Origin of the sequence: Amycolatopsis sp. lyj-109 (genome assembly GCF_046548995.1) — a bacterium.
Taxonomy (GTDB): Bacteria; Actinomycetota; Actinomycetes; order Mycobacteriales; family Pseudonocardiaceae; genus Amycolatopsis.
On sequence record NZ_JAJPWR010000006.1, the window covers coordinates 77,541 to 97,238 of the forward strand.

14 protein-coding genes are annotated in these 19,698 nt (G+C 72.1%); 11 read left to right on the forward strand and 3 right to left on the reverse strand.

What is annotated here, in order from left to right; genetic code table 11:
* Positions 1–7 precede the first annotated feature (7 nt).
* A complete protein-coding gene (locus tag ACLJQF_RS14875) occupies positions 8–2,017 on the reverse strand; it encodes a trypsin-like serine protease (RefSeq protein WP_410609139.1) in 2,010 nt (669 codons plus the stop codon).
* Positions 2,018–2,052: 35 nt separating this feature from the next.
* On the reverse strand, positions 2,053–2,580 hold the full coding sequence (locus ACLJQF_RS14880) for a hypothetical protein (RefSeq protein WP_410609141.1): 528 nt from the start codon (positions 2,578–2,580) through the stop codon (positions 2,053–2,055).
* A 617-nt stretch (positions 2,581–3,197) separates the two neighbouring features.
* On the opposite strand from ACLJQF_RS14880, the gene ACLJQF_RS14885 reads away from it, so the two are divergent.
* The 4 genes from ACLJQF_RS14885 (at position 3,198) to ACLJQF_RS14900 (ending at position 8,791) form a co-directional block, all read left to right on the forward strand.
* Positions 3,198–7,358, forward strand: a complete 4,161-nt coding sequence (locus ACLJQF_RS14885; RefSeq protein WP_410609142.1) for a polymorphic toxin-type HINT domain-containing protein — start codon at positions 3,198–3,200, stop codon at positions 7,356–7,358.
* Positions 7,351–7,737 (forward strand): hypothetical protein, encoded by a 387-nt coding sequence (locus ACLJQF_RS14890; RefSeq protein ID WP_410609143.1) that lies wholly within the window; start codon positions 7,351–7,353, stop codon positions 7,735–7,737. Before ACLJQF_RS14885 ends, ACLJQF_RS14890 begins: the two co-directional genes overlap by 8 nt.
* A gap of 36 nt (positions 7,738–7,773) precedes the next feature.
* Positions 7,774–8,097, forward strand: a complete 324-nt coding sequence (locus tag ACLJQF_RS14895; RefSeq protein WP_410609144.1) for a hypothetical protein — start codon at positions 7,774–7,776, stop codon at positions 8,095–8,097.
* Positions 8,098–8,164: 67 nt separating this feature from the next.
* Positions 8,165–8,791: a hypothetical protein gene (locus ACLJQF_RS14900; protein ID WP_410609146.1), complete on the forward strand. Its 627-nt coding sequence runs from the start codon at positions 8,165–8,167 to the stop codon at positions 8,789–8,791.
* 131 nt (positions 8,792–8,922) lie between these two features.
* Here the strand turns inward: ACLJQF_RS14900 and eccCa are convergent, their stop codons facing one another.
* Complete coding sequence (eccCa, locus tag ACLJQF_RS14905) at positions 8,923–12,849, reverse strand: type VII secretion protein EccCa (RefSeq protein WP_410609147.1); 3,927 nt, start codon at positions 12,847–12,849, stop codon at positions 8,923–8,925.
* A gap of 142 nt (positions 12,850–12,991) precedes the next feature.
* Between eccCa and ACLJQF_RS14910 the strand changes: the two genes are divergently transcribed.
* From ACLJQF_RS14910 to ACLJQF_RS14940, 7 genes are all read left to right on the forward strand, one after another.
* Complete coding sequence (locus ACLJQF_RS14910) at positions 12,992–13,762, forward strand: WXG100 family type VII secretion target (protein ID WP_410609148.1); 771 nt, start codon at positions 12,992–12,994, stop codon at positions 13,760–13,762.
* Positions 13,763–13,807: 45 nt separating this feature from the next.
* Positions 13,808–14,830 carry a WXG100 family type VII secretion target gene (locus ACLJQF_RS14915; protein ID WP_410609150.1) on the forward strand — a complete coding sequence of 341 codons (1,023 nt, stop codon included), beginning with the start codon at positions 13,808–13,810 and terminating at the stop codon, positions 14,828–14,830.
* 3 nt (positions 14,831–14,833) lie between these two features.
* Positions 14,834–16,189, forward strand: coding sequence for a WXG100 family type VII secretion target (locus ACLJQF_RS14920; RefSeq protein WP_410609152.1), 1,356 nt, complete (start codon positions 14,834–14,836; stop codon positions 16,187–16,189).
* Positions 16,189–16,659 carry a hypothetical protein gene (locus tag ACLJQF_RS14925; RefSeq protein ID WP_410609154.1) on the forward strand — a complete coding sequence of 157 codons (471 nt, stop codon included), beginning with the start codon at positions 16,189–16,191 and terminating at the stop codon, positions 16,657–16,659. Before ACLJQF_RS14920 ends, ACLJQF_RS14925 begins: the two co-directional genes overlap by 1 nt.
* Positions 16,656–16,976, forward strand: coding sequence for a YbaB/EbfC family nucleoid-associated protein (locus tag ACLJQF_RS14930; protein WP_310977180.1), 321 nt, complete (start codon positions 16,656–16,658; stop codon positions 16,974–16,976). Before ACLJQF_RS14925 ends, ACLJQF_RS14930 begins: the two co-directional genes overlap by 4 nt.
* The gene (gene eccD, locus ACLJQF_RS14935) at positions 16,976–18,346 is read left to right on the forward strand and encodes a type VII secretion integral membrane protein EccD (protein WP_410609156.1); all 1,371 of its coding nucleotides are present in this window, start codon (positions 16,976–16,978) and stop codon (positions 18,344–18,346) included. Before ACLJQF_RS14930 ends, eccD begins: the two co-directional genes overlap by 1 nt.
* 88 nt (positions 18,347–18,434) lie before the next feature.
* On the forward strand, positions 18,435–19,697 hold the full coding sequence (locus ACLJQF_RS14940) for a glucuronoxylanase (protein ID WP_410609158.1): 1,263 nt from the start codon (positions 18,435–18,437) through the stop codon (positions 19,695–19,697).
* Position 19,698 lies beyond the last annotated feature (1 nt).

The window sequence follows — 19,698 nt, forward strand, 5'->3', positions numbered from 1 at the left end:
CGCGGTGCTACAGGATTGTCGACTGGGCGGCGTTGAACGTGCCGTTGCTGCTCCACTTGACGCCTTCGTGGTCGAAGCCACCGGAGGCGTTCGCGTGGAAGCGGAACACGTTCGTGTTCGAGCTGCCGTAGTCGTAGGTGGCGAACAGGTCCGTGCGGCCGTCACCGTCGAAGTCGCCGGTCGTCCACTGCGACTGGGGGAGGTTCCAGTTGCCCGGCCCGCTCGTCCACTGCGTGACCGGGGCGTCGACGCCGGTGGCGGTGGCGTGCCAGGTGCGGAACGTCAGGTTCGCGCCGCCGAGGTCGATCGCGGCACCGAGGTCGGTGCGCCCGTCGCCGTCGAAGTCGCCGGAGACGAACTTCGCCTTGCCGGACGGGATGCCGCCGTTCCACTTGATGTTCTGCGCGTCGAGCCCGCCGGAAGCGTTGCCGTACCAGAGGAACAGGTTCGCGGAGTTGTCGCGGTAGTCGTAGAAGGCAGCCAGGTCGGCCCGGCCGTCGCCGTTGAAGTCACCGCCCCGCCAGTCGGACTGGGCGAGGTTCCAGTTGCCCGGCCCGGTGCGCCACCGCGTGACCGGGGCGTCGAACCCGCTCGCCGTCGCGTGCCAGGTCAGCATGCTCAGGTCCGCGTTGCCGTTGTCGTAGGCGGCGGCGATGTCCGTGCGGCCGTCACCGTCGAAGTCGCCCGTGGTGAACCGGGCGTTCAGCGGCCGGAAGGCCCCGCTCCACTTGATGCCCTGGCTGTCGAACCCGCCGGAAGTGTTGGCGTACCAGAGGAACAGGTTCGAGCCGCCGTCGAGGTAGTCGTAGAAGGCGCCGATGTCGGTGCGGCCGTCGCCGTTGAAGTCGCCGGTGACCCAGCGGGCCTTGGCGGCCTCCCAGCCGTCGGCGCTCCACTTCAGCTCCGGGGCACCGACGCCGGCCGCGGTCGTCGGCCAGACGTAGACGCCGGTGCGGGCGTTCTTGAGGTCGTAGCCCGCCCCCGCGTCGTCCTTGCCGTCGCCGGTGAAGTCGTTGGCCGCCGAGACCGGCGTGGTCGCCGAGACGACGTCGGTCGGCGTGCTCGTCCAGCCGTCGGCCGTCGCGACGACGACGCGGTAGTAACGCGTCTGCTTGGCGGGCAGGCCGGTGTGCGTGTACGACGTGCCGCTGACGCTGCCCAGCAGGTGCGCGCTGTCGACCGGCACGTCCGGGGTGGCCGAGGCGTAGACGCGGTAGCCGGTCCGGTCGCTCACCGGGTGCCAGGTCAGCGTGATCGAGTGCCCGACGGCCTTGGCGGCCGGCGCCAGCGCCTGCTGGCGGATCCAGCCGGCGATGTCGTCGACGCGGGCGGCGACGGTGCCCTGCCGGGTCGTGGTCTCCCCGAAGCAGCCGTGCTGCCACGACGTGCTGGTCACCGCGACGATGTCGGTGCGGCCGCCGGCGTCGCGGAAGATCGGCGCGCCGGCGTCCCCGCGACAGGCGTCGGTGCCGGTGGTCCCGGTGAGCGCCAGGGTGGTCGCCGTCGACGACGGCGCCTTGAACGTGCCGGCGTGCAGCGTGTCGGGCACCCATTCGCTCTCGGTGCGGCCGTAGCCGGCCAGGGTGAGCGTCTCGTCGCCGCTGGGGAAGTTGACCGGGATGGTGCTCAGCGGCAGGGGAGCGATGTCGGTGACGGGTGTGGCGAGCCGCGCCAGCGCGACGTCGCGGTCGGCGCGGACGACGACGTTCGTGACTCCCACGACGTGCCCGCCGGTGCCGCTCAGGCTGGTCCGCCCGATGGTCGCGGTGGTCGCCTTGGCGGGCACCCCGCCCTGGGGGTTCTCGGGAAAGCAGCTCGCGGCGGTGAGGACGAGGTCGGGCTCGATGAGCGCGCCCCCGCAGGCCCGTCCGTCGGCCGTGAGTTTCGCGGCGTACGGATAGGCGCCCGGTGCGGCGGCGGTCCCGCCGGAAACGGCCTCGGCGGGTGCCGCGGTCAGCAGCCCGGCGGCCAGCAGGGCCGTGGTGACTGCCACGGCCCTGGTGGGACGGATGGACATGCGGGTTTCTCCCCTTGTTGTTCGTTCGAAGCAGATCAGGGCGCGGCGGTCAGCTGCAGGAGGGTGGTCGGCGCGTTGTTCGGGTTGGCGCCGATGCCGACCTGGGTGCTGCCGCTCGGGTTGACGTCCACCGTGGAGTGCTGGCCGGCGTCGGTGGTGACCTCGGCCTTGACCTTGTGCCCGGCGCCGCTGGTACGCCCGTCGCCGCGGATTTCGTAGACGGCGGGGATGCGCAGCTCCAGGTGCCCGGTCGGGGCGAGGACGCTGAAGCAGACGAGGCCGTTGGTGCCGACGTTCTCGGTGGAGCGGACCTGCATCACGCTGACGTTGTTCACCGGCGGGGTGGCGCAGTCGGCGAAGACGATGTGGCCGTCGCCGGAGATCAGGGTGACGTTGTACTGCGCCAGAATGGCCGCGGCACCGGGGTAGGAGTAGTCCTCGACGATCGAGGGCGGGGTGTCGTCCTGAGTGGAGTTCGAGGCCGCGGACGCGGTCCACACCCCGGCGGTGGCGAGCCCGGCCGCCGCCACGGCCGTGACGACGATCTTCCTGGTGAAGTGCATGTGTTCGTCCTTCTCGTGTGTGCCGGCGGACCGGTTCCGGCCGGCGGGCGGGTCGGGTGGCCTTCCCGGAGTGCGCGGGCCATCGAACCCTCGGTGAAATGCGTTCGCGGAATGGCGATTTATGGCGCCGTCGAGCGTTGACCCGCTCGACGGAAAAGGCGCGTCCGGGGAATGGGTTCAAGGCTTTCCCCGCGCGACAGCCGGCCCCCCGACCGGATTTCCTCCCCCTAGTCGATCCCCCCTGACCTGTCCATACGCCGAACGTCGCAACCGCCGTGACGGTGGTCGCACTCGTGCAGGTCAGGCCCCCTGGTGGGCATTTGTCCGGTTTTCGGAAGGCTCCGGAAACGGCGGTTCGCCCGGTGATCCCATCGACGGGCGGCGCCGGATATTACCGGAACATGCAGTGATGTACGTCACATTTCAGGTCGACCAGGCGTTCGGTTACTGTGTGAAAGCCTGTCGTTTCGGCGCGGGTCAAGAGGGGTGTTCAATTCGTTTCGCACTGTTTCCGGGGTAGCCGCCATTTTCGGTGTGCGGCGGCAGTGCGGTGCTCGACTTCGAAAAGCCGTTCCGCCGCGTCGGTTGCCGGGCGGAACCTCGGTCAGCGTCCCGTAGTGGAGGGGATCGTCGTGCGCGTCACCGGAAAAGAGCCGGGCGGAGTCCGGCGTTCGCTCGCCCGGTTCGTCGTGGTCCTGCTGCTCGGCGGGCTGGTGACGACCGGGCAGGCCGCGGCCGACCCGTTGCCCGCGGGCGGGACCGGGTTCGACCGCACCCGCGTGCTCGACCTGTGGCACTTCGGTGGCCCCCAGGTCCGGGATGCCGCCGCGCGCGCCCTTTCCGGGACGGACGCCGACATCCAGGCCTTCCTGACCGGCGACCTGCCCCGGCTCCAGAAGACGGACGCGCGGATCGGCGTCAACCGCATGCTGGCGGCCGGGGGCCCGACGGTGAAGGACGCGGCGCAGCAGGCCCTCGACTCCACCGACGACGGCGCCCTCGCCACGTTCCTCAAAACCGGGTGGCGGGTTCCGGCGGGACACGACCAGCGCATCCGGGTCGACCAGATCATGGCGGCGGGCGGGCCCGAGCTGCGCAAGGCGGGTCAGGCCGCCTTGGACGCAGGCACCCCGGAGGCCCTGCAGACGTTCCTCCGCACCGGGTGGCAGCGGCCGTACGAGACGGATCTGCGGATCCGCGTGAACCAGTACCTCGCCGGTGGCGGCCCGGAAGTGCGCAAGTCCGCTCAACGCGCGCTCGATGCCGCCACCGCGGTGGCCTACAACGAGTTCCTCGACCACGACCGTGCGATCGCCGAAGCCAGGGACCAGGAAACGGCGACCGTCGCCCAGCTGGCCAACGCCGCCAAGGCCGCGGGCGAGCAGGCGGCGCAGGAGACGCAGGCCGCGAAGGACGCCTCGGCGAGGGCAGTTCGCGAAGCGGACCTGGCGAAAGAAGCGGCCCAGGCCGCCGCGCAGGCGAGTGCGAGCGCGCAGGGCAACGCCCAGCTGGCGGCGTCCGCAGCCCAACAGGCCGCCGACGCCGCCAACAACGCGGCCGCGGCGGCCCGCGAAGCGGTCAGTGCCGCCAATGCGGCCAGCTCGGCCGCCCGCGTCGCCGCGAACGCGGCAGCTCGCGCGGCTTCGGCGGCCGCGCGAGCCGGCCAGGCGGCCTCGCGGGCGTACTCGGCCGCTTCGGCCGCAGCGACCGACGCGGGGCAGGCCCTCCAAGCGCACCAAGCCGCCGACGCGGCGCGGACGGCGGCACTCGGCGCCCAGGAGGCCGCGCAGGCGGCGACGCACGCGGGGGACGCGGCCAATGCCGCCAAGTCGGCGGCTCAGGCTGCAAGCTCCGCGGGTACGCACGCGGCCGATGCGGCGCAGGCCGCGGCCGACGCCAGTGCCAACGCCCAAGCCGCCGGTGCCGATGCCGCGCGGGCGCGCCAGGCAGCGTCCACGGCACGTGCGGCGGCCGCGCGGGCGACCCGGGCCGCGCACGCCGCCGAGGTCTTCGCCGCGGCGTCCGCCGCCGCGGCCTACACGGCGCGGGACGCGGCGAACCGGGCCGCCTCGGACGCCAATGCTGCCGCTGCCGCCGCCGACGCGGCCGCGGAGCACGCCGGGAACGCCGCCGATGCCGCCCAGCAGGCGACGGACCACGCGAACGCCGCCACCACGGCCGCGCAGGCCGCCGTCACCGCGGCCGACCAGGCGAAGCAGGTGTACGACGCCGCTCGTACCGCGGAAGCCGAGCGGCTCGCCACCGAAACCGACCAAGCCGACCAGACCGCGCTGGCGGCCGCCGCCGCGGTCGGGCAGCTCGCGGTCGCCGATCGCTGGAACGCGACCCAAGCGGAGCTGCGAGCCGCCGAGACGAACCGGTTGATCGCCGAGGCCGGCGCCGCGGGCACCGACCCGGCGCTCGCGGTGACGGACGCGCGGAAGGTCGCGCTGGCCTTGGCCGAGTCGGGTGGGGAATGGACCCAGGCGGCCGCGCTCGACGCCTTGCGCGGGGCGGACGCCGTCGCGCTGGAATTCGTCCACAGTGGAATCGCCATGGCCGCGGGCCAGGACGATCGCACCACGCTGCGGAACCTCACCGCCACCGGCACCGCGAAGTTCACCGCGGCCGCCGAAGCCGCCCTCGCCGGCAGCGACGCGGACGTGCAGGCGTTCCTCCGGACGCAGGACTATCCGGGTCGCGAAACCGACGACCGGATCGCGGTCAACCAGGTGCTGGCCGCGGCCCAGACCGCCGGGAACGCTGTCGTACGCGGCGCCGCGCAGCGCGCGCTGGACACCGGCACCGATCAGGCGCTCCGCCAGTTCCTGGTGACCGGCCAGTTCTCCGCAGCGGCTACGGACGACCGGATCAAGGCCAACCAGATCCTGGCCGCGGCGACGAGCGGGCCGGAGCTGAAAGCCGCCGCCCAGGTCGCCCTCGACGGCACCGCCGGGATGCTGCACCAGTTCCTCCTCGTCGGCCAGTTCAAGGCCGCGCAGCGCGACCAGGACAGCGCGTCGCACGACGCCGAGGTGTCGTCCTACCTGGCCTTGGCTGCTCAAGCGGCGGCAACGGCCTCGCAGAATGCCAACGAGGCACAGGCGACGGCCGCCACCGCGCGCGGCGCTGCGGAGGCCGCTTCGGGATACGCGCGGCAAGCGCAGGCCGACGCCGGGCGGGCGGCGGACTACGCGAGGCAGGCGGGCGAATCCGCGCAGGCAGCCGCGGATTCCGCGACCCGGGCGGCCCAGTCCGCGGCCACCGCTCGGAACGCGGCCGCGTCGGCTCAGCAGGCCGCCCGCCAGGCGGCGCAGTCGGCGACCTGGGCCACGGCGTCGGCGCACCAGGCAGCCGGCTTCGCCGCGGACGCTTACAGCTCGGCCCACGACGCGTTCCTGGCCGCGCAGCAAGCCGGGAAGGACGCCCGCCAGGCGGCGGACGCGGCCCGGCAGGCGATCGACGACGCGACCAGGAAGGTCAACGACGCGCGGGCGGCCGAAGCGTTCCGCCAAGCGAACCTGTGCGAGCAGTACCGGCAGATCATGCCGGACGTCTACACGAACTGCATCCACCTGATCACGGCGTCGGACTTCGAAAAGGGTTCTCTGATGCTGGAGAACGGCTCGATGTGCGAGCTGCTCTACCAACACGGGAGCAAGGTCCACAACGCCTGCCTGCTCGACGTGCTCAGCCCGTCGTTCAAGCAGGACCAGCAGCTGGTGATCACGACCGCCGCGCTGGACGCCGCGACCAAGTACCTCACCCTGCTCGCCGCCGTCGAGGCCGGGGTGCTCTGCGCCGCGTTCGAGCCCTGCGGTGTGCTGGCCCTCTCCATCGTCCCGGAAGGCACGGCCTTCACCTCGTGGATGGCGGTGGCCGGAGTCGACGCGCTGGCCGTGTCCCGGCTCGGGGCGTTGCTGGAAGAGACCGGGGTGGAGGCCTCGGCCACCCAGTCCGCCCTCGCGGACGCCGCGGCGCTGCTGCGCCTGTGCGTGCCGAACAGCTTCACCGGAGAAACCCCGGTGCTGCTCGCCGACGGGACCGCCAAGCCGATCCGGGACGTCCGGCCCGGTGACGCGGTGCGTGCCACCGACCCGCGCGGCGCGCGCACCGCGGCCGAGCCGGTGACGCGCCTGATCACCGGCCGCGGCCTCAAGCACCTGGTCGACGTCTCGGTACGCGGGCCCCACGGCACCGCCGCCGTGAGCGCGACGGCCGACCATCCGTTCTGGGCAGGCACGGGATGGGTCGACGCGAAGGACCTCCGGGCCGGTGCGACGCTGCGGACGGCCGACGGCGGCGCGGGGGTGGTGACGGGCGTCCGCACCCACGACGAGACCACCACGGTCTTCAACCTCACCGTCCGGGACCTGCACACGTTCTACGTGCTGGCGGGCCCGACGCCGGTGCTGGTGCACAATTCCGGCTGCGAGGACATCGCGCTGGGCCTGGAGACCATCGGGAACGACGAGTTCGCTCTCGCCGAGTTCTCGTTCGAGGTCGGGGCCTCGCCGCACCAGGAGTGGTCCACCGACAAGTTCTGGTTCGACCACGTGCTCGACGCGCTCGAGGACGGCACCACCCGGATCCACTTCAACCTCGACGGCATCGCCGATCCCGTCGCGTTCGCCGACAGCGGAGTGGGCGTCAACCCCGTCACCGGATTCGGTCGCCTGACGGCCTGGGAGCTGAACGAGATCCGGCACACCCCCGAGGCGTGGAGTAGGATCACGTTCTACCGCAACGGAAAGGCGGTGCCGAACCCCTTTGGCTGAGCACACCTTCCCCTGGACCAGCGAGCGGGACTTCCGGTTGTGGCAGTACGGCGCGGGTCACTCGCAGCTGCAGTTCCGCAGCACCGGCTTCGAGCCGGAGCAGGACGTCGTCCGGATCGAGTTCATCGGTGTCGAGCGCGTCGAGGCCGATCGGGTGTACCCCGGTCCGGTGACGCTCAGCTCGGTGGCGAGCCACGGGCCCTACCCGGGGGACGCGAAGTTCCCGCGGCTGCTGCTGGAGCTGACGGCCGCCGGCCGGGCCGCCTTCGTCGTTGCCTCCGGCGTACGGATCACCCGGGAGACCCAGGACGGCGAAGTGCTGGCACTGTTGTTCGCCACCACCAAGCGCGAGCAGGACGAGGCGGCGGACGGCCGTTGAGGAATGGGGAGCCGCCGGAACCCGAAGGGACTTGAAATGTCCGGGAACATCAGGCGGACCGGCTCGCCGGACTGGTGGATCGCTTCCAGCGGCACGTACCACTGGGTGCTGGACTACCTCGCGGAAGCCGTCGCCGACGGGGAAGTGGCGGAGCGGTTCCGGGCGGCTTCCACCCACGGCTTCCGCACGTTCGACCTCGGCGACCTCACCCCGGAGCAGCGGCGGGAGGTGCTGGACCTGATCGGGGGACCGCTGGCCCCGGCGGTGGCGGCCCGGTTCCCCGGCCCGGACGGCGAGGCGGTCCGCAAGGTCGTCGGCGAGCTCGAAAAGGTGGCGAAGTCCTGGGCGGATGTCGGCTAGCCTGCCCCGGTGTCCGATCAGGACACCCCACCGGAAATCCCCGCGCGCCGGCGCGGGAGGGGGAACCATGTCAGCACCGCAGCACGATCCCGAGCTCTTCGACGAGCTGATGCGCACCGAACTCCGGCAGCAGCCGGTCAGCGGGTACGCGATCGCGACGCTGGTGTTCGGGCTGCTCGGCGGGTTGCTCGCGCCGGTGTGCGGTGCCGTCGCGATCTCGCGGATCCGGAAACAGCGGCAGCGGGGGCTCGTGCTCGTCGTCTGCGGGCTGGTGGCCTTCACCGCCTGGCTGGGCGTCTTCGCGTACGGGATCAGCACCGGGAGGATGTGGTGGCAGCAACGGCAGGCAGCCCAGGAACGGCTGCCCGAGGGCGCCGCGCACGGCCTCGACCTCGCCGCCGGCGACTGCTTCTGGGCCCCGGCGGCCTCGGGCGAAGCCGACGTGTTCCGAAGGCCGTGCACGGCCGGGCACACCGGCGAGGCGTTCGAAGTGCTCCCGCTCGGAGAGGGCCCGATGCCCGACGTCCTTGAGCTTTACCGCACCGCCCTGGCCCGCTGCGAAGCCGGTGCCGGCTCGGTACCGGGCGTCCGCGTGCAGGTCATGACGCCGACATCCCACAGCTGGGGCCAGGGCAAGCACCGGGCGGTCTGCTACTACCACTTCGCCGCCGAGACGACCGGGCCGGTGCGATGAGGACCCTCAGGCTGCCGGCGGACTATGACTGCTGGGCGCGGTGGCTGTCCACGAAGTCGGGGACGGAAAACGCCGATCCGGCGGATTCCGGGCACAGGTGAGTCCCGGCGGGGCTTGGTCGCCGGGGCGGCTCAGGACTCCGCCGGTTTCGTCCACGCCACCTGGACCAGCCCGGTCCCGTGCCGCCGCGACACCAGCGTTCCCCGCCCGGGTGGCTGCGGCGACGGCTTCACGTCCGCCAGCAACGCCCCTTCGTCCTTCGTCCCCGACATGATCAACCCCGGCGAGCCCAGCTCCCGCAGCCGCTGCAACACCGGCTCGAACAACGCCCGCCCCGCGCCACCCGCCCCGCGCACGATCACCAGGTGCAGCCCGATGTCGCGGGCCTGAGGCAGGAACTCCAGCAACGGCTGCAACGGGTTGCGCCCCACCGTCGCCACCAGCTCGTAGTCGTCCACCAGCACGAACAGCTCCGGACCCCGCCACCACGACCGGTTCCGCAGCTGCTCCGGCGTCACCGAAGGACCCGGCAGGCGATTGCGCATCGCCGTAGCGCACTCGCCGATCAGGTCCGTCAGCTTGCCCTCGGCTCCCGCGTACCCCAGCAAATACGGCTCCGGCACCGTGCCCAGGAGACCCCGGCGGTAGTCCGCCACGATGATCGCCGCTTCCTCCGGCGTGTACGCCGACGTGATGCCCTGAGCCAGAGCACGCAGCAGCGACGATTTCCCGGACTCCACATCGCCGAACGCCACGAAGTGCGGGTCCGCCGCGAAGTCCAGGTACACCGGGCGCAACGTCGATTCCGCGATGCCCAGCGTCACCTGCCGCGAAGGAGCCGGCGCCAACGACTCCAACGGCACCTCCGGCGGCAGCAGCCGGACCTGCGGGGCACGCGGCCCCTGCCACGCCTCGGAAATCCGCCGCACCAGGTCGACGCCGCCCGCGCCGACCGTCTCCGGGCGCTGGTCGGTGTCGATGCGGGGGAGCGCCGCCAGGAAGTGGAGCTTCTCCGCCGTGATGCCGCGGCCCGGGCGGTCGGCGGGGACGTTGGCCGCCACCTTGCGGTCGATCGAGGAGTCCATCGGGTCGCCCAGGCGCAGCTCGAAGCGGGTGCCGATGGCGTCGCGCAGCTGGGCGCGGACGCCGATCCACTGGTTGAGCGAGACGATCACGTGGATGCCGAACCCGAGCCCGCGCGCGGCCAGGCCGGTGATCTGCTCCTCCAGCTGCTCGTACTCCTGGCGGATCGTGGTCCAGTTGTCCACGAACAGGAACACGTCGCCGAACTCGCGCTCGTCCGTGCTTTCGGTGAACTCGCCGCGGCGGGCGCGGAACGCGGCCATCGACTCGATCCCCTGGGCGGCGAAGAACTCCTCGCGCTGCTCCAGCAACGTCGTCAGCTCGGCGACGACCCGGCGGCAGCGTTGTGCGTCGCGGCGGGTCGCATACCCCGAGACGTGGGGGAGGCCCGCGATCGGTGCCAGCGCGCCGCCGCCCATGTCCAGCACGAACAGCTGGACCTCGGCCGGCGTGTGCGTCAGCGCGAGCATGCCCGCGATGTCCTTCATCAGCGTCGACTTCCCGCTCTGCGGCGCGCCGACGATCAGTGCGTGCCCGGCCGCGCCGGAGAAGTCGGCCCACAGCATGTCCCGGCGCTGCTCGAACGGCTTGTCCACCAGCGCCACCGGGATCGTCAGCTTGCCGTTGCCGCCCCAGCCGAGCGGGCACAGGCCGCGCGCCGCGTCCTCGCCCAGCGGGGGCAGCAGCTGGTCCAGCGTCGGCGGCTCGTTCAACGGCGGCAGCCAGATCTGGTGCGCGGCCGGGCCGCGACCTTCCAGGCGGGACACCATCGCGCCGATGATCGTCTCGCCGGTACCCTCATCGGAAGGTGCCGGGGAAATCTCGGTTGTCACCGGGATTTCCACCGGGGCCAGGGAAAACGGCAGCACGCCGAGTTCCTGCCCGTCCTCGCGCACGACCGTGCTCCGCGGCGGCAGCTCGCCGGAGACGTAGGCCGCCTTGAGCCGGATCAGCGTTTCGGTGTCGGACTTCAGGTACGCCGACCCGGGCACCGGCGGCAGGTGGTAGGCGTCCGCGACGCCCAGCACGGCCCGGCTTTCCGCGGCGGAGAACGTCCGCAGCCCGATCCGGTACGACAGGTGCGAGTCGAGCCCGCGCAGCCGGCCCTCCTCCAGCCGCTGCGAGGCCAGCAGCAGGTGAATACCGAGCGACCGCCCGAGCCTGCCGATCGCGACGAACAGGTCGATGAACTCCGGGCGCGAGGACAGCAGCTCGCTGAACTCGTCGATGATCACCAGCAGCGACGGCAGCGGCTCGAGCGGTGCGCCGTCCGCGCGGGCCTTCTCGTAGTCGCGCACCGACGCGTAGTTCCCGGCCGCGTGCAGCAGTTCCTGCCGCCGCAGCAGCTCGCCGTTCAGGGCGTCCGCCATCCGGTCGACGAGCGCGAGGTCGTCGGACAGGTTGGTGATGACGGCGCACGTGTGCGGCAGCCCGGTCATCCCGGCGAAGGTCGCGCCGCCCTTGAAGTCGATGAGCGCCAGGTTGAGCGTCTCGGACGAGTGCATCACCGCCAGCGCCGTCACCAGCGTCCGCAGCAGCTCGCTCTTGCCGGACCCGGTCGCGCCGATGACCAGGCCGTGCGGGCCCATCCCGCCTTCGGCCGACTCCTTGAGGTCGAGTTCGACCGGGCGGCCTTCCGGGTTGACGCCCAGCGGGATCCGCAGCCGGTCGCGGGCCGCGCGCGGCGCCCACGTCACCGCCGTGTCGGTGTCGCGTGGGTCGCCGATGCCGAGCAGCCCGGCCAGCCCGAACGTCGAGGACATCGGTTTCTCGCCGACGACCGCGGCGGGCGTGTGCAGCGGCGTCAGCATCCTCGCCAGGGCCTCCGCGGCGCCGCGGTCGAGGACGTCCGGGCGGCCGAGGAAGCCGAGCCGTTGCTCGCCGCCTTCGCCGACGACCATGCCGAGGGACTCCGGCGCGGTGTGCAGGCTCAGCAGCCGCTCGGTCGACGACGCCCGCGGGTGCTCCTGCCCGACCTCGATCACCGTGACGCCGAGCCGGCCGTCCTGGCCGATCAGCCGGGGCTCGCCGTGCGCGTTGCCGCCGTCGACGAGGACCACGAGGTGGGGCAGGTCGAGCTCGGCCGCCGCGCGGCGGCTGAACGCGGGACGTTCACCCAGGTCGGCGCCCAGGAGCTCGGCCAGCGCGGCCGCGGTGTCCGCGGCCAGCCGCCGTGAGCCGACGGCGTCGGCCGAGCCGGCCGCCGTCGCGTGCGGCAGCCACTTCGCCCATTCCCAGTCGTGCTGCCGGTCCGGCGACACGCACAGGGCGATCCGCAGGTCCGCGGGGGAGTGGAAGGCGACGAGCTGGCACAGCAGGGCCCGCACCAGGCCGAGCACGGCCGGGCGCCGCCCGGCCACGGTGACCGCGGCGAACGACCGCAGCGACAGCGCGACCGGCAGGCCGTCCACCGTCGAGTAGGTGCGGATGAAGTGCTTGAGGCTGGTCGAGGACACCGGGTCCAGGTCTTCCAGCGGCACGGTCTGGGGTGCCTTCAGCGGTGTCGCGAGCCGCTGCGGGCCGGTGCCCGCGCGCACCTGCGCGAACTGCGGTTCGCTGCGACGGCGGTCCCACAGCTTCCCGGTCTCGACGTAGGCCCACAGGTCGGCCGGGTCGGGCTGGACGGCGATCATGGCCGCGCGCTGGCCGTCGGCGATGTCGCGGACCTGGGCGCGCAGCCCGGAGAGGTACCGCTGGTAGTCGCGGCGTTCGTCGTTGATCTGCGCCTTCTTCGCCATCCCGCCGCGGCCCAGCGACATCACCACCATGCCGCCCATGGCGCAGAGGAAAAGGGCACCGAAGATCCAGGTCATCACGCCGCCGTCGCGTCCGATGTAGACGAACGACATCGCGCCCATGCCGAGCATCATCGGCAGGAACATCATCAGCTGGACCATCCCGCCGGACGAGCTCTTCGGGAGCATCGGCGGCGACTGCAGCACGATCTCGGACGGGCGCTCGGGCGAGAGGCTCATGCGGCAATGCTCCAGCGGATCGAGGCGGCTCTGACCGGTATTTTGGCCACTTGCCGCCACGTCGCGGTGGGTACTTTTGCCGTCCGCCCGCTTCCGGGGCCGAACTTACGCTCAGCCGAGCACACACCCCGGAAGGAGACCCATGGCCGGCGAGTACCGGGCTGAGCCCGAGGCGATGCGCTCCGCCGTGGGCAACGTCGGGGGCATCATCGCGCACGGCATCAACGCCGTGGCCGACCTCGAGCGGCTCGTCGTGCAGCCGATGTCCTTCGCGACGTTCGGCAGCGCGGTCGCCGCGGCGAACACGGCCCTGCACTCCGGCCAGATCACCGCCGTCCGCACGCTGTTACAGCTGCTGCAGCAGGTCAACGGGCTCGTCAAGGCCAGCGCCGACGCCTACCAGGCGGCCGACCAGGACGTCGCCTCCGGCTACGGCGGCGGGCACGCGTCGAGCGGCACCGCGTCGTCGATCTGGGGCAGCTCGCACGCTTCCGAGCTCGCCACCCTGGCCATCAACGACAGCGCGGGCGCCCACGGCGAACCGTCGTCGGTCGGTAACGTGCTGCGCTACCTGGGGGACGCGCGGCTGGGCCGGCTCGGCGACCATCCGATCACCGACACGCGCTTCCACGGCGTCGCCGACTTCAACGACTGGCTCGCCGGCGACGCCGACAACCAGGCGCGGGTCGGGCTGATCGAGGTCTACGCGGGCACCGCGCGAACGTTCTCCGACGTGCCCGGCGGCGTGCACAGCGGCGACGTCGTCGTCGTGGAACCGCTGCTGTTCTCCGACCGGCAGCCGGTCATCGGCGTCGCCGGCGACGGCGGGCGCCTCTACAACCACGGGCTGCTCGACGCCCGCACCGGCGGGCTGGCGAAGGTCAGCGTCTACCGGCCCGCCTCCGTCGTCTGATCGTCCGCCCCTCGAACTCCGCACTCAAGGACCCTGTGAGGACCGATGCTGACTTTCCCGAACTCCAGCGCCATGGATGCGACCGCGTCGTCGGGCGGGCCGATCACCATCCTGCCGCAGATCGTCACCGGCCAGCCCGAGCAGATCGCGAAACACGTGGTGGACCTGGTCCGCAAGGCCGAGCAGTTCCTCAGCATGTACAACGAGCTGACGAAGGCCGCCGACCAGCTGGGCAAGATCTGGTCCGGGGCGGCCAGCGAGTCGGCGCTGAAGAAGATCAACGACTCGCTCGGCCAGCTGACGAAGATCATCGACGTCGTCCAGAAGGGCGCCGAGCTGCTCGGCGTCTCCGGCACGCTGATCAAGACCGCGCAGGAGGCCTACCGCGCGGTGGTCGCCGCGGTGAACCCCACGGTCGCCGCGCTGATGTCGAACTGGTGGACCTACGGGGCCGCGGTCGCTTTGTCGACCGCGACCAGTGCGTCGCTGCGGGCGTTCATCACCGCGATCGGCGCCCTGCTCAAGGCACTGGGCGCGGTCGACCTCGCCCAGCAGGTCACCACGCTCGCGCAGGTCATCGGCGAGATCGAGAAGCTCTTCCACCACGGTTCCGGCAGCTCGGGCGCGACGTCACCGTCGATCGGGACCACCCCGGTCACCGCGCCGCAGTCCCCGCCGCCGGTGGCGAGCCCGTCGGGGCAGCAGGCGGTGGCGGGCGGGAGCGGCGGGGGGATCCCGCAGCAGCCTTCGTTCACTGACTACACCCCGCCCGCGCTCGCCACCGGCGGCGGTTCCAGCGGGTCCGGCGGCGCCGCGAACCCGGCGAACAGCTGGATCCCCGTGGACCATCCGGTGACGCCGCCCTCGGTGCCCGCCCCTGCCCCCGCGCCCACCGTGCCCGCCCCCGCAGCCGGGCACGCCGACGAGGTCGTCATCCACACCAACCTCACCACCGGTGAGTCCACTGTGGAGGCTCCGGGCGGCCAGGACTTCGACCTCGACATCGATCTGGACTTCGACGGCAAGCACTTCAGCCAGCACGTCGGCTACGACGCGGCCGGGAACTAGCCGATGGGCGGGGCGGTGGACGCGTCGGGGGTGGTCAGCTCCGTGCTGTCCGGCTACCGGCGCGTGCTCGTCGAGTGCCGGAGACGGGTGACCGGGGATCCCGGGGCGCTGAGCGCGGCCTCGCACCGCGTTGCCACCCGGGCGTCCGCGATTTCGGGCCGGGCGCGCGAAATCGACGAGTCCGCCAAGACTCTCCACGCGGACTGGGACGGCGACGCCTACACGGCGTTCGCGACCGCGGCGGGCGAACTGGGCAAGGAACTCGCCGACACGGCCACGAAACTCGACGACCAGGCGAACCGGCTCGCCGCGGCGGCCCGGCTCGTGCAGTCCGCGGAAGCCGCCGTCGGCTCGGTGCTGGCGCAGTTCGACCAGTACGCCGCCCAGCTGACCGCCCAGGCCCGCGCGGTGAATTCCGCTTCCGTCGGCGCGTTCATCCAGGCCGCCCGTCAGCTCGGGGAACAGAGCGTCGCGGCGGCCCGCCAGGTCGTCGACGAGTTCTCCGACGCGCTCGCCGAGCTGTTCCCGCCCGAAGGCGTCGGACGCCTGGAACACGAGCTCGGCAAGTGGGCCCGCGGGCCGCTGCACTGGCTCAACGGCGAGCCCCTCGACGGCCGGAAGCGGCCGCGGACCGTGCCGTCGTGGTTCGGGAACTCCGGCTGGAAGAAGCTCACCTGGGACGGCCTCGAAGGCACCCGCGCGCCGAAGAAGGCCGACACGCCGTTCGGGCAGCCGGAAGCTTCGGGGCTGAAGGAGAAGATCGGCCGCAACACCGAGATCACCTACTACAAGTTCCAGCACGAGCAGGACGGCTTTTCCCCGGAGTACGACGGGAAGATCACCTCCAAGGGCTGGGACGCCTCCGCGTCCGGGCACGCGGAACTCGCGGCGCTGCACGGCGAGGCCGAGGCCAAGAAGGAGTGGGGCGTCGCCGAAGCCCACGCCAAGGGCACGGTGTTCGCCGGCGGCGAGGCGAGCGCGTCCGGCACGATCGGCGCCCACGGCGTCGGCGCGCACGCGAACGCGTTCGTGGGCGGGAAGGTCGAGGGCGAAGTCGCCGCGGACGTCGCGGGCATCGGCGTCGGCGCGAACGGCACGCTGCAGTACGGCCTCGGCGCGCAGCTCGACGCCCAGGCGGTCTACGACGCCGGGCACGTCAAGGTGAGCTTCAAGGCGGGCGCGGCGCTCGGCCTCGGCCTGGGCGTCGGCGCGAAGATCGACATCGACCTGCCGAAGCTCGGCCACACGATCGGCGAATACGGCGGCGCGGCGGCCGACGCCGTCAGCCACGCGGCTTCGGACGCGGCCGACGCCGTCGGCTCCGCTTGGGACGACGCGGTCGCGTACGTGGGGCTGTGATGACGCTTCCCCTCGACTTCGTCATCCCGGACGGCTGGACCGCCGTCGACCCGGGCGACTCCGGCGCGGTGTTCGTCGCCGTGCACGACGCTTCACCGGGCGAGTTCGTCCCCAACATCACGGTGAGCGTGCAGCAGCGGCCCGACGACGCCACCATCGACGCCATCGCCGCCGAAGCCGTCGAACGGCTTTCGCGGACGCTGGCCGGGCTCGACGTGCTGAGCCGCCGCGACGTCGGCGACGCGGCCGCCCCCGCCGTCATGCAGCTGCTGCGGCTGCGCACCGGCGAAGGCACCGAGCTGATCCAGACCCAGGTGCACCTGACGATCCCCGGCGCCACGCCGGCGGAGCGTCTCGTGCTGGAGCTCGCCTGCACGGCCGCGCCCGCGACCGCCCGGCGGCTCTCACCCGGTTTCCAGCGGTTCGTGGCCAGTGTCCACGTCCGCCAGCACGAAGGGAATGCACAGTGACCGACCCGTACGCGGTGCCCGACATGGACGAACTCCTCTCCCAGGTGCGCAAGCAGACCGAAGAGGTCCAGCGGATCCAGCGCACGGTCGAGGCGATGGAGATCAAGGCGCACTCGCGGCAGAACGAGGTCACCGTCACCCTCCGCGGCGACGGCCGCTTCACCTCGATCGACATCGACCCCCGCGCGATCCGCGAGTACGACGCCCGCAACCTCTCGGAGATCGTGCTGGAGGCGGTGAACGCCGGGCTGCAAAAGCTCGCCGAAGCCAGTTCCGCGAAGTTCGCGCCGGTCATCGCGGCCGCGAAAGACGTGTGATGACCGCATCCCTCACGGGCACGACCCGGCGGGTCACGGTGGTGACGCCGAGGGCCCGCGTCGACGTCGCGTTGCCCCAGCAGTCGACGTTCGCCGAGCTGGTACCCCAGCTGGTGCGGCTGGCCGGGGCGTCCGGCCAGGCGTCGGCCGAGCACCCGGGCTGGGTGCTCTCACGGCTGGGCGGCGCACCCTTGGCGCTGGGCCTGAGCGTCGCGGCCGCCCAGATCCGGGACGGCGAAGTGCTGCACCTGACCCCGCGGGAGCGCCCGCGGGGGCCGCTGCTGTTCGACGACGTCATCGACTCGATCGCCAGCGTCGCCGACTCTTCCGGAAGCTGGGGCCCGTCGGTCGCGCGGCGGTCCGGCCTGGTGGCCGCGGTGGTCCTGCTCCTGGCCGGTGGCTTGCTGGTGCAGGCGGCGGCGTCGGGCAGCGTCCTGGCGCCGATCGGGACCGGGCTCCTGGCCTTGGTGCTGCTGCTCGGCGGCGGCGCGCTGAGCCGCGCCTACGGCGACGCCGAGGCGGGCGCGGCGGGGGCGCTGGCCGGCGTCGGGGCGGCCCTGCTGGCGGGAATGTCGGTGCTGCCACCGCATCCGCTGTTCTCGCTGTCGGCAGGCCCCCTTTCCGCGGGGTTCGCGGCGGTGACGGTGTACGGCGTGCTGGCGGCGGTCTCGGTGGCCGACCGCCTGCCGTGGTTCGTGGCGATCACGGGCGCGGCGGGCGTCGGCGCGCTGACCTGCGGGGTCGTGCTGCTGGCCGGCGTTTCCGCGGTGTCCGCCGCCGGGGTGGCCGCGGTGCTGTGCACGGCGCTGGCGGCGGTGGCGCCGATGCTGGCGTTGCGCCTGACCCGGCTGCCGTTGCCGCGGGTGCCGGACGACATGGAGGCGTTCCGCGCGGACGAGCAGCCGTCGCTGGGCACCGAGATGATCGGCAGCACGTCCCGGGCGCAGGCGGTGCTGACCGGGTTGCTGGTAGCGCTGGGTTCGGTGGTGCTGGCCGGTTCCGTGGTGCTTTCGTCGGGTGGGCCCTGGGAAGCGGGGCTCGCCGGGTTGCTGGGGCTGGCGTGGATCCTGCGGTCGCGGTCGTACGCGGGCCGGGCGCAGCGGCTGGTGCTGGTCGGGTTCGGCGTCCCGGCACTGGCGTCCGCCGGGGTGTGGCTGGTGGCGTCGGGCAACCGCACGGCGGTGTTCGCGGCGGGCTGCGCGGTCGTCCTGGCGGCGGTGGTGTGCCTGGTGTACGCGACGCGCGTGGCGCGCGGGCTGCGTTCGCCTTACTGGTCACGGCTTCTGGACGTGACGGAGTTCCTGGTGCTGTTGTCGCTGGTGCCGGTGGTCGCGATGATCGCGGGGGTCTACGAAGCCGTCCGCGGCTGAAAGTTACTTGACCGTGTCACATGGACACTGTTAAGACTGATTTGGGAGCGCTCCCAGGCTGTTCGCCAGTCGACTCCAGGGAGAAACCATGTCACCACGTCGAGAGCAGTCCGAGAGCTCGCCGCTCCTGAAGCGGCGCACGGTGCTGGCGGCGGGCGCCGCCCTGCCGGTGCTGGCCGGGGCGACACCGGCCGCGGCGGCTGCCACGGTGGTCGTCGAGCCGTCGAACGTGCAGCAAACGATCCTGGGCTTCGGCGGGATGAACCACACCGTCTGGATCAGCGATCTCACCGCCGCCCAGCGCGAGACGGCGTTCGGCAACGGCACGAACCAGCTGGGGTTCAGCGTGTTGCGCATCCCCGTCCACGAGGACCGCAACAACTGGAGCCGCGAGGTCGCCACCGCCAAGCGGGCGAGCGAACTCGGGGCCAAGGTCTTCGCCTCGCCGTGGAACCCGCCCGCCTCGATGACCGAGAGCTTTTCCGGCGGCAAGCGGCTGAAGTACGGCTCCTACGGCGCCTATGCCCAGCACTTGAACGACTTCACCACGTTCATGGCGAACAACGGCGTGAACCTGTACGGGATCTCGGTCCAGAACGAGCCGGACTACGCGCACGACTGGACGGCGTGGACCGCCGCCGAGATCGTCAAGTTCCTGCGCGAGAACGCGGGCTCGCTCAAGACCCGGGTCATCGCGCCCGAGTCGTTCCAGTACCGCAAGACCATGTCCGACCCGATCCTCAACGACGCTACCGCCCTGGCGAACGTCGACATCATCGGCGCGCACCTCTACGGCACCTCGTTCGCGAACCTGCCCTACCCGCTCTTCCAGCAGAAGGGCGCCGGCAAGGAACTCTGGATGACCGAGGTCTACTACCCCAACAGCACCGACTCGGCCGACCTCTGGCCGCAGGCGCTCGACGTGGGCGAGCACGTCCACCGCGCGCTGGTGGACGGCCGGTTCCAGACCTACGTGTGGTGGTACATCCGCCGCTCGTACGGTCCGCTGCGCGAGGACGGGCAGATCAGCAAGCGCGGCGCCTGCATGGCGCACTTCGCGAAGTGGGTCCGCCCCGGCTACCAGCGGATCACCGCGACCGCGAACCCGCAGGCGAACGTCTACCTCTCGGCGTACAAGAGCGGCGCCAGGGTCGTCATCGTCGCGATCAACAAGAACACCTCGGCGGTCGACCTCGCGGGCACGATCCGGGACACCGGTTCCGCGACCGCCCCGACCTGGCTGACCAGCCAGAGCGCGAACCTCGCGCGCTACACCGACGTCACCCTCTCGAACGGGGCGTTCACCGCCCAGCTGCCCGCCCGCAGCATCAGGACGATCGTCGTGAACTGAG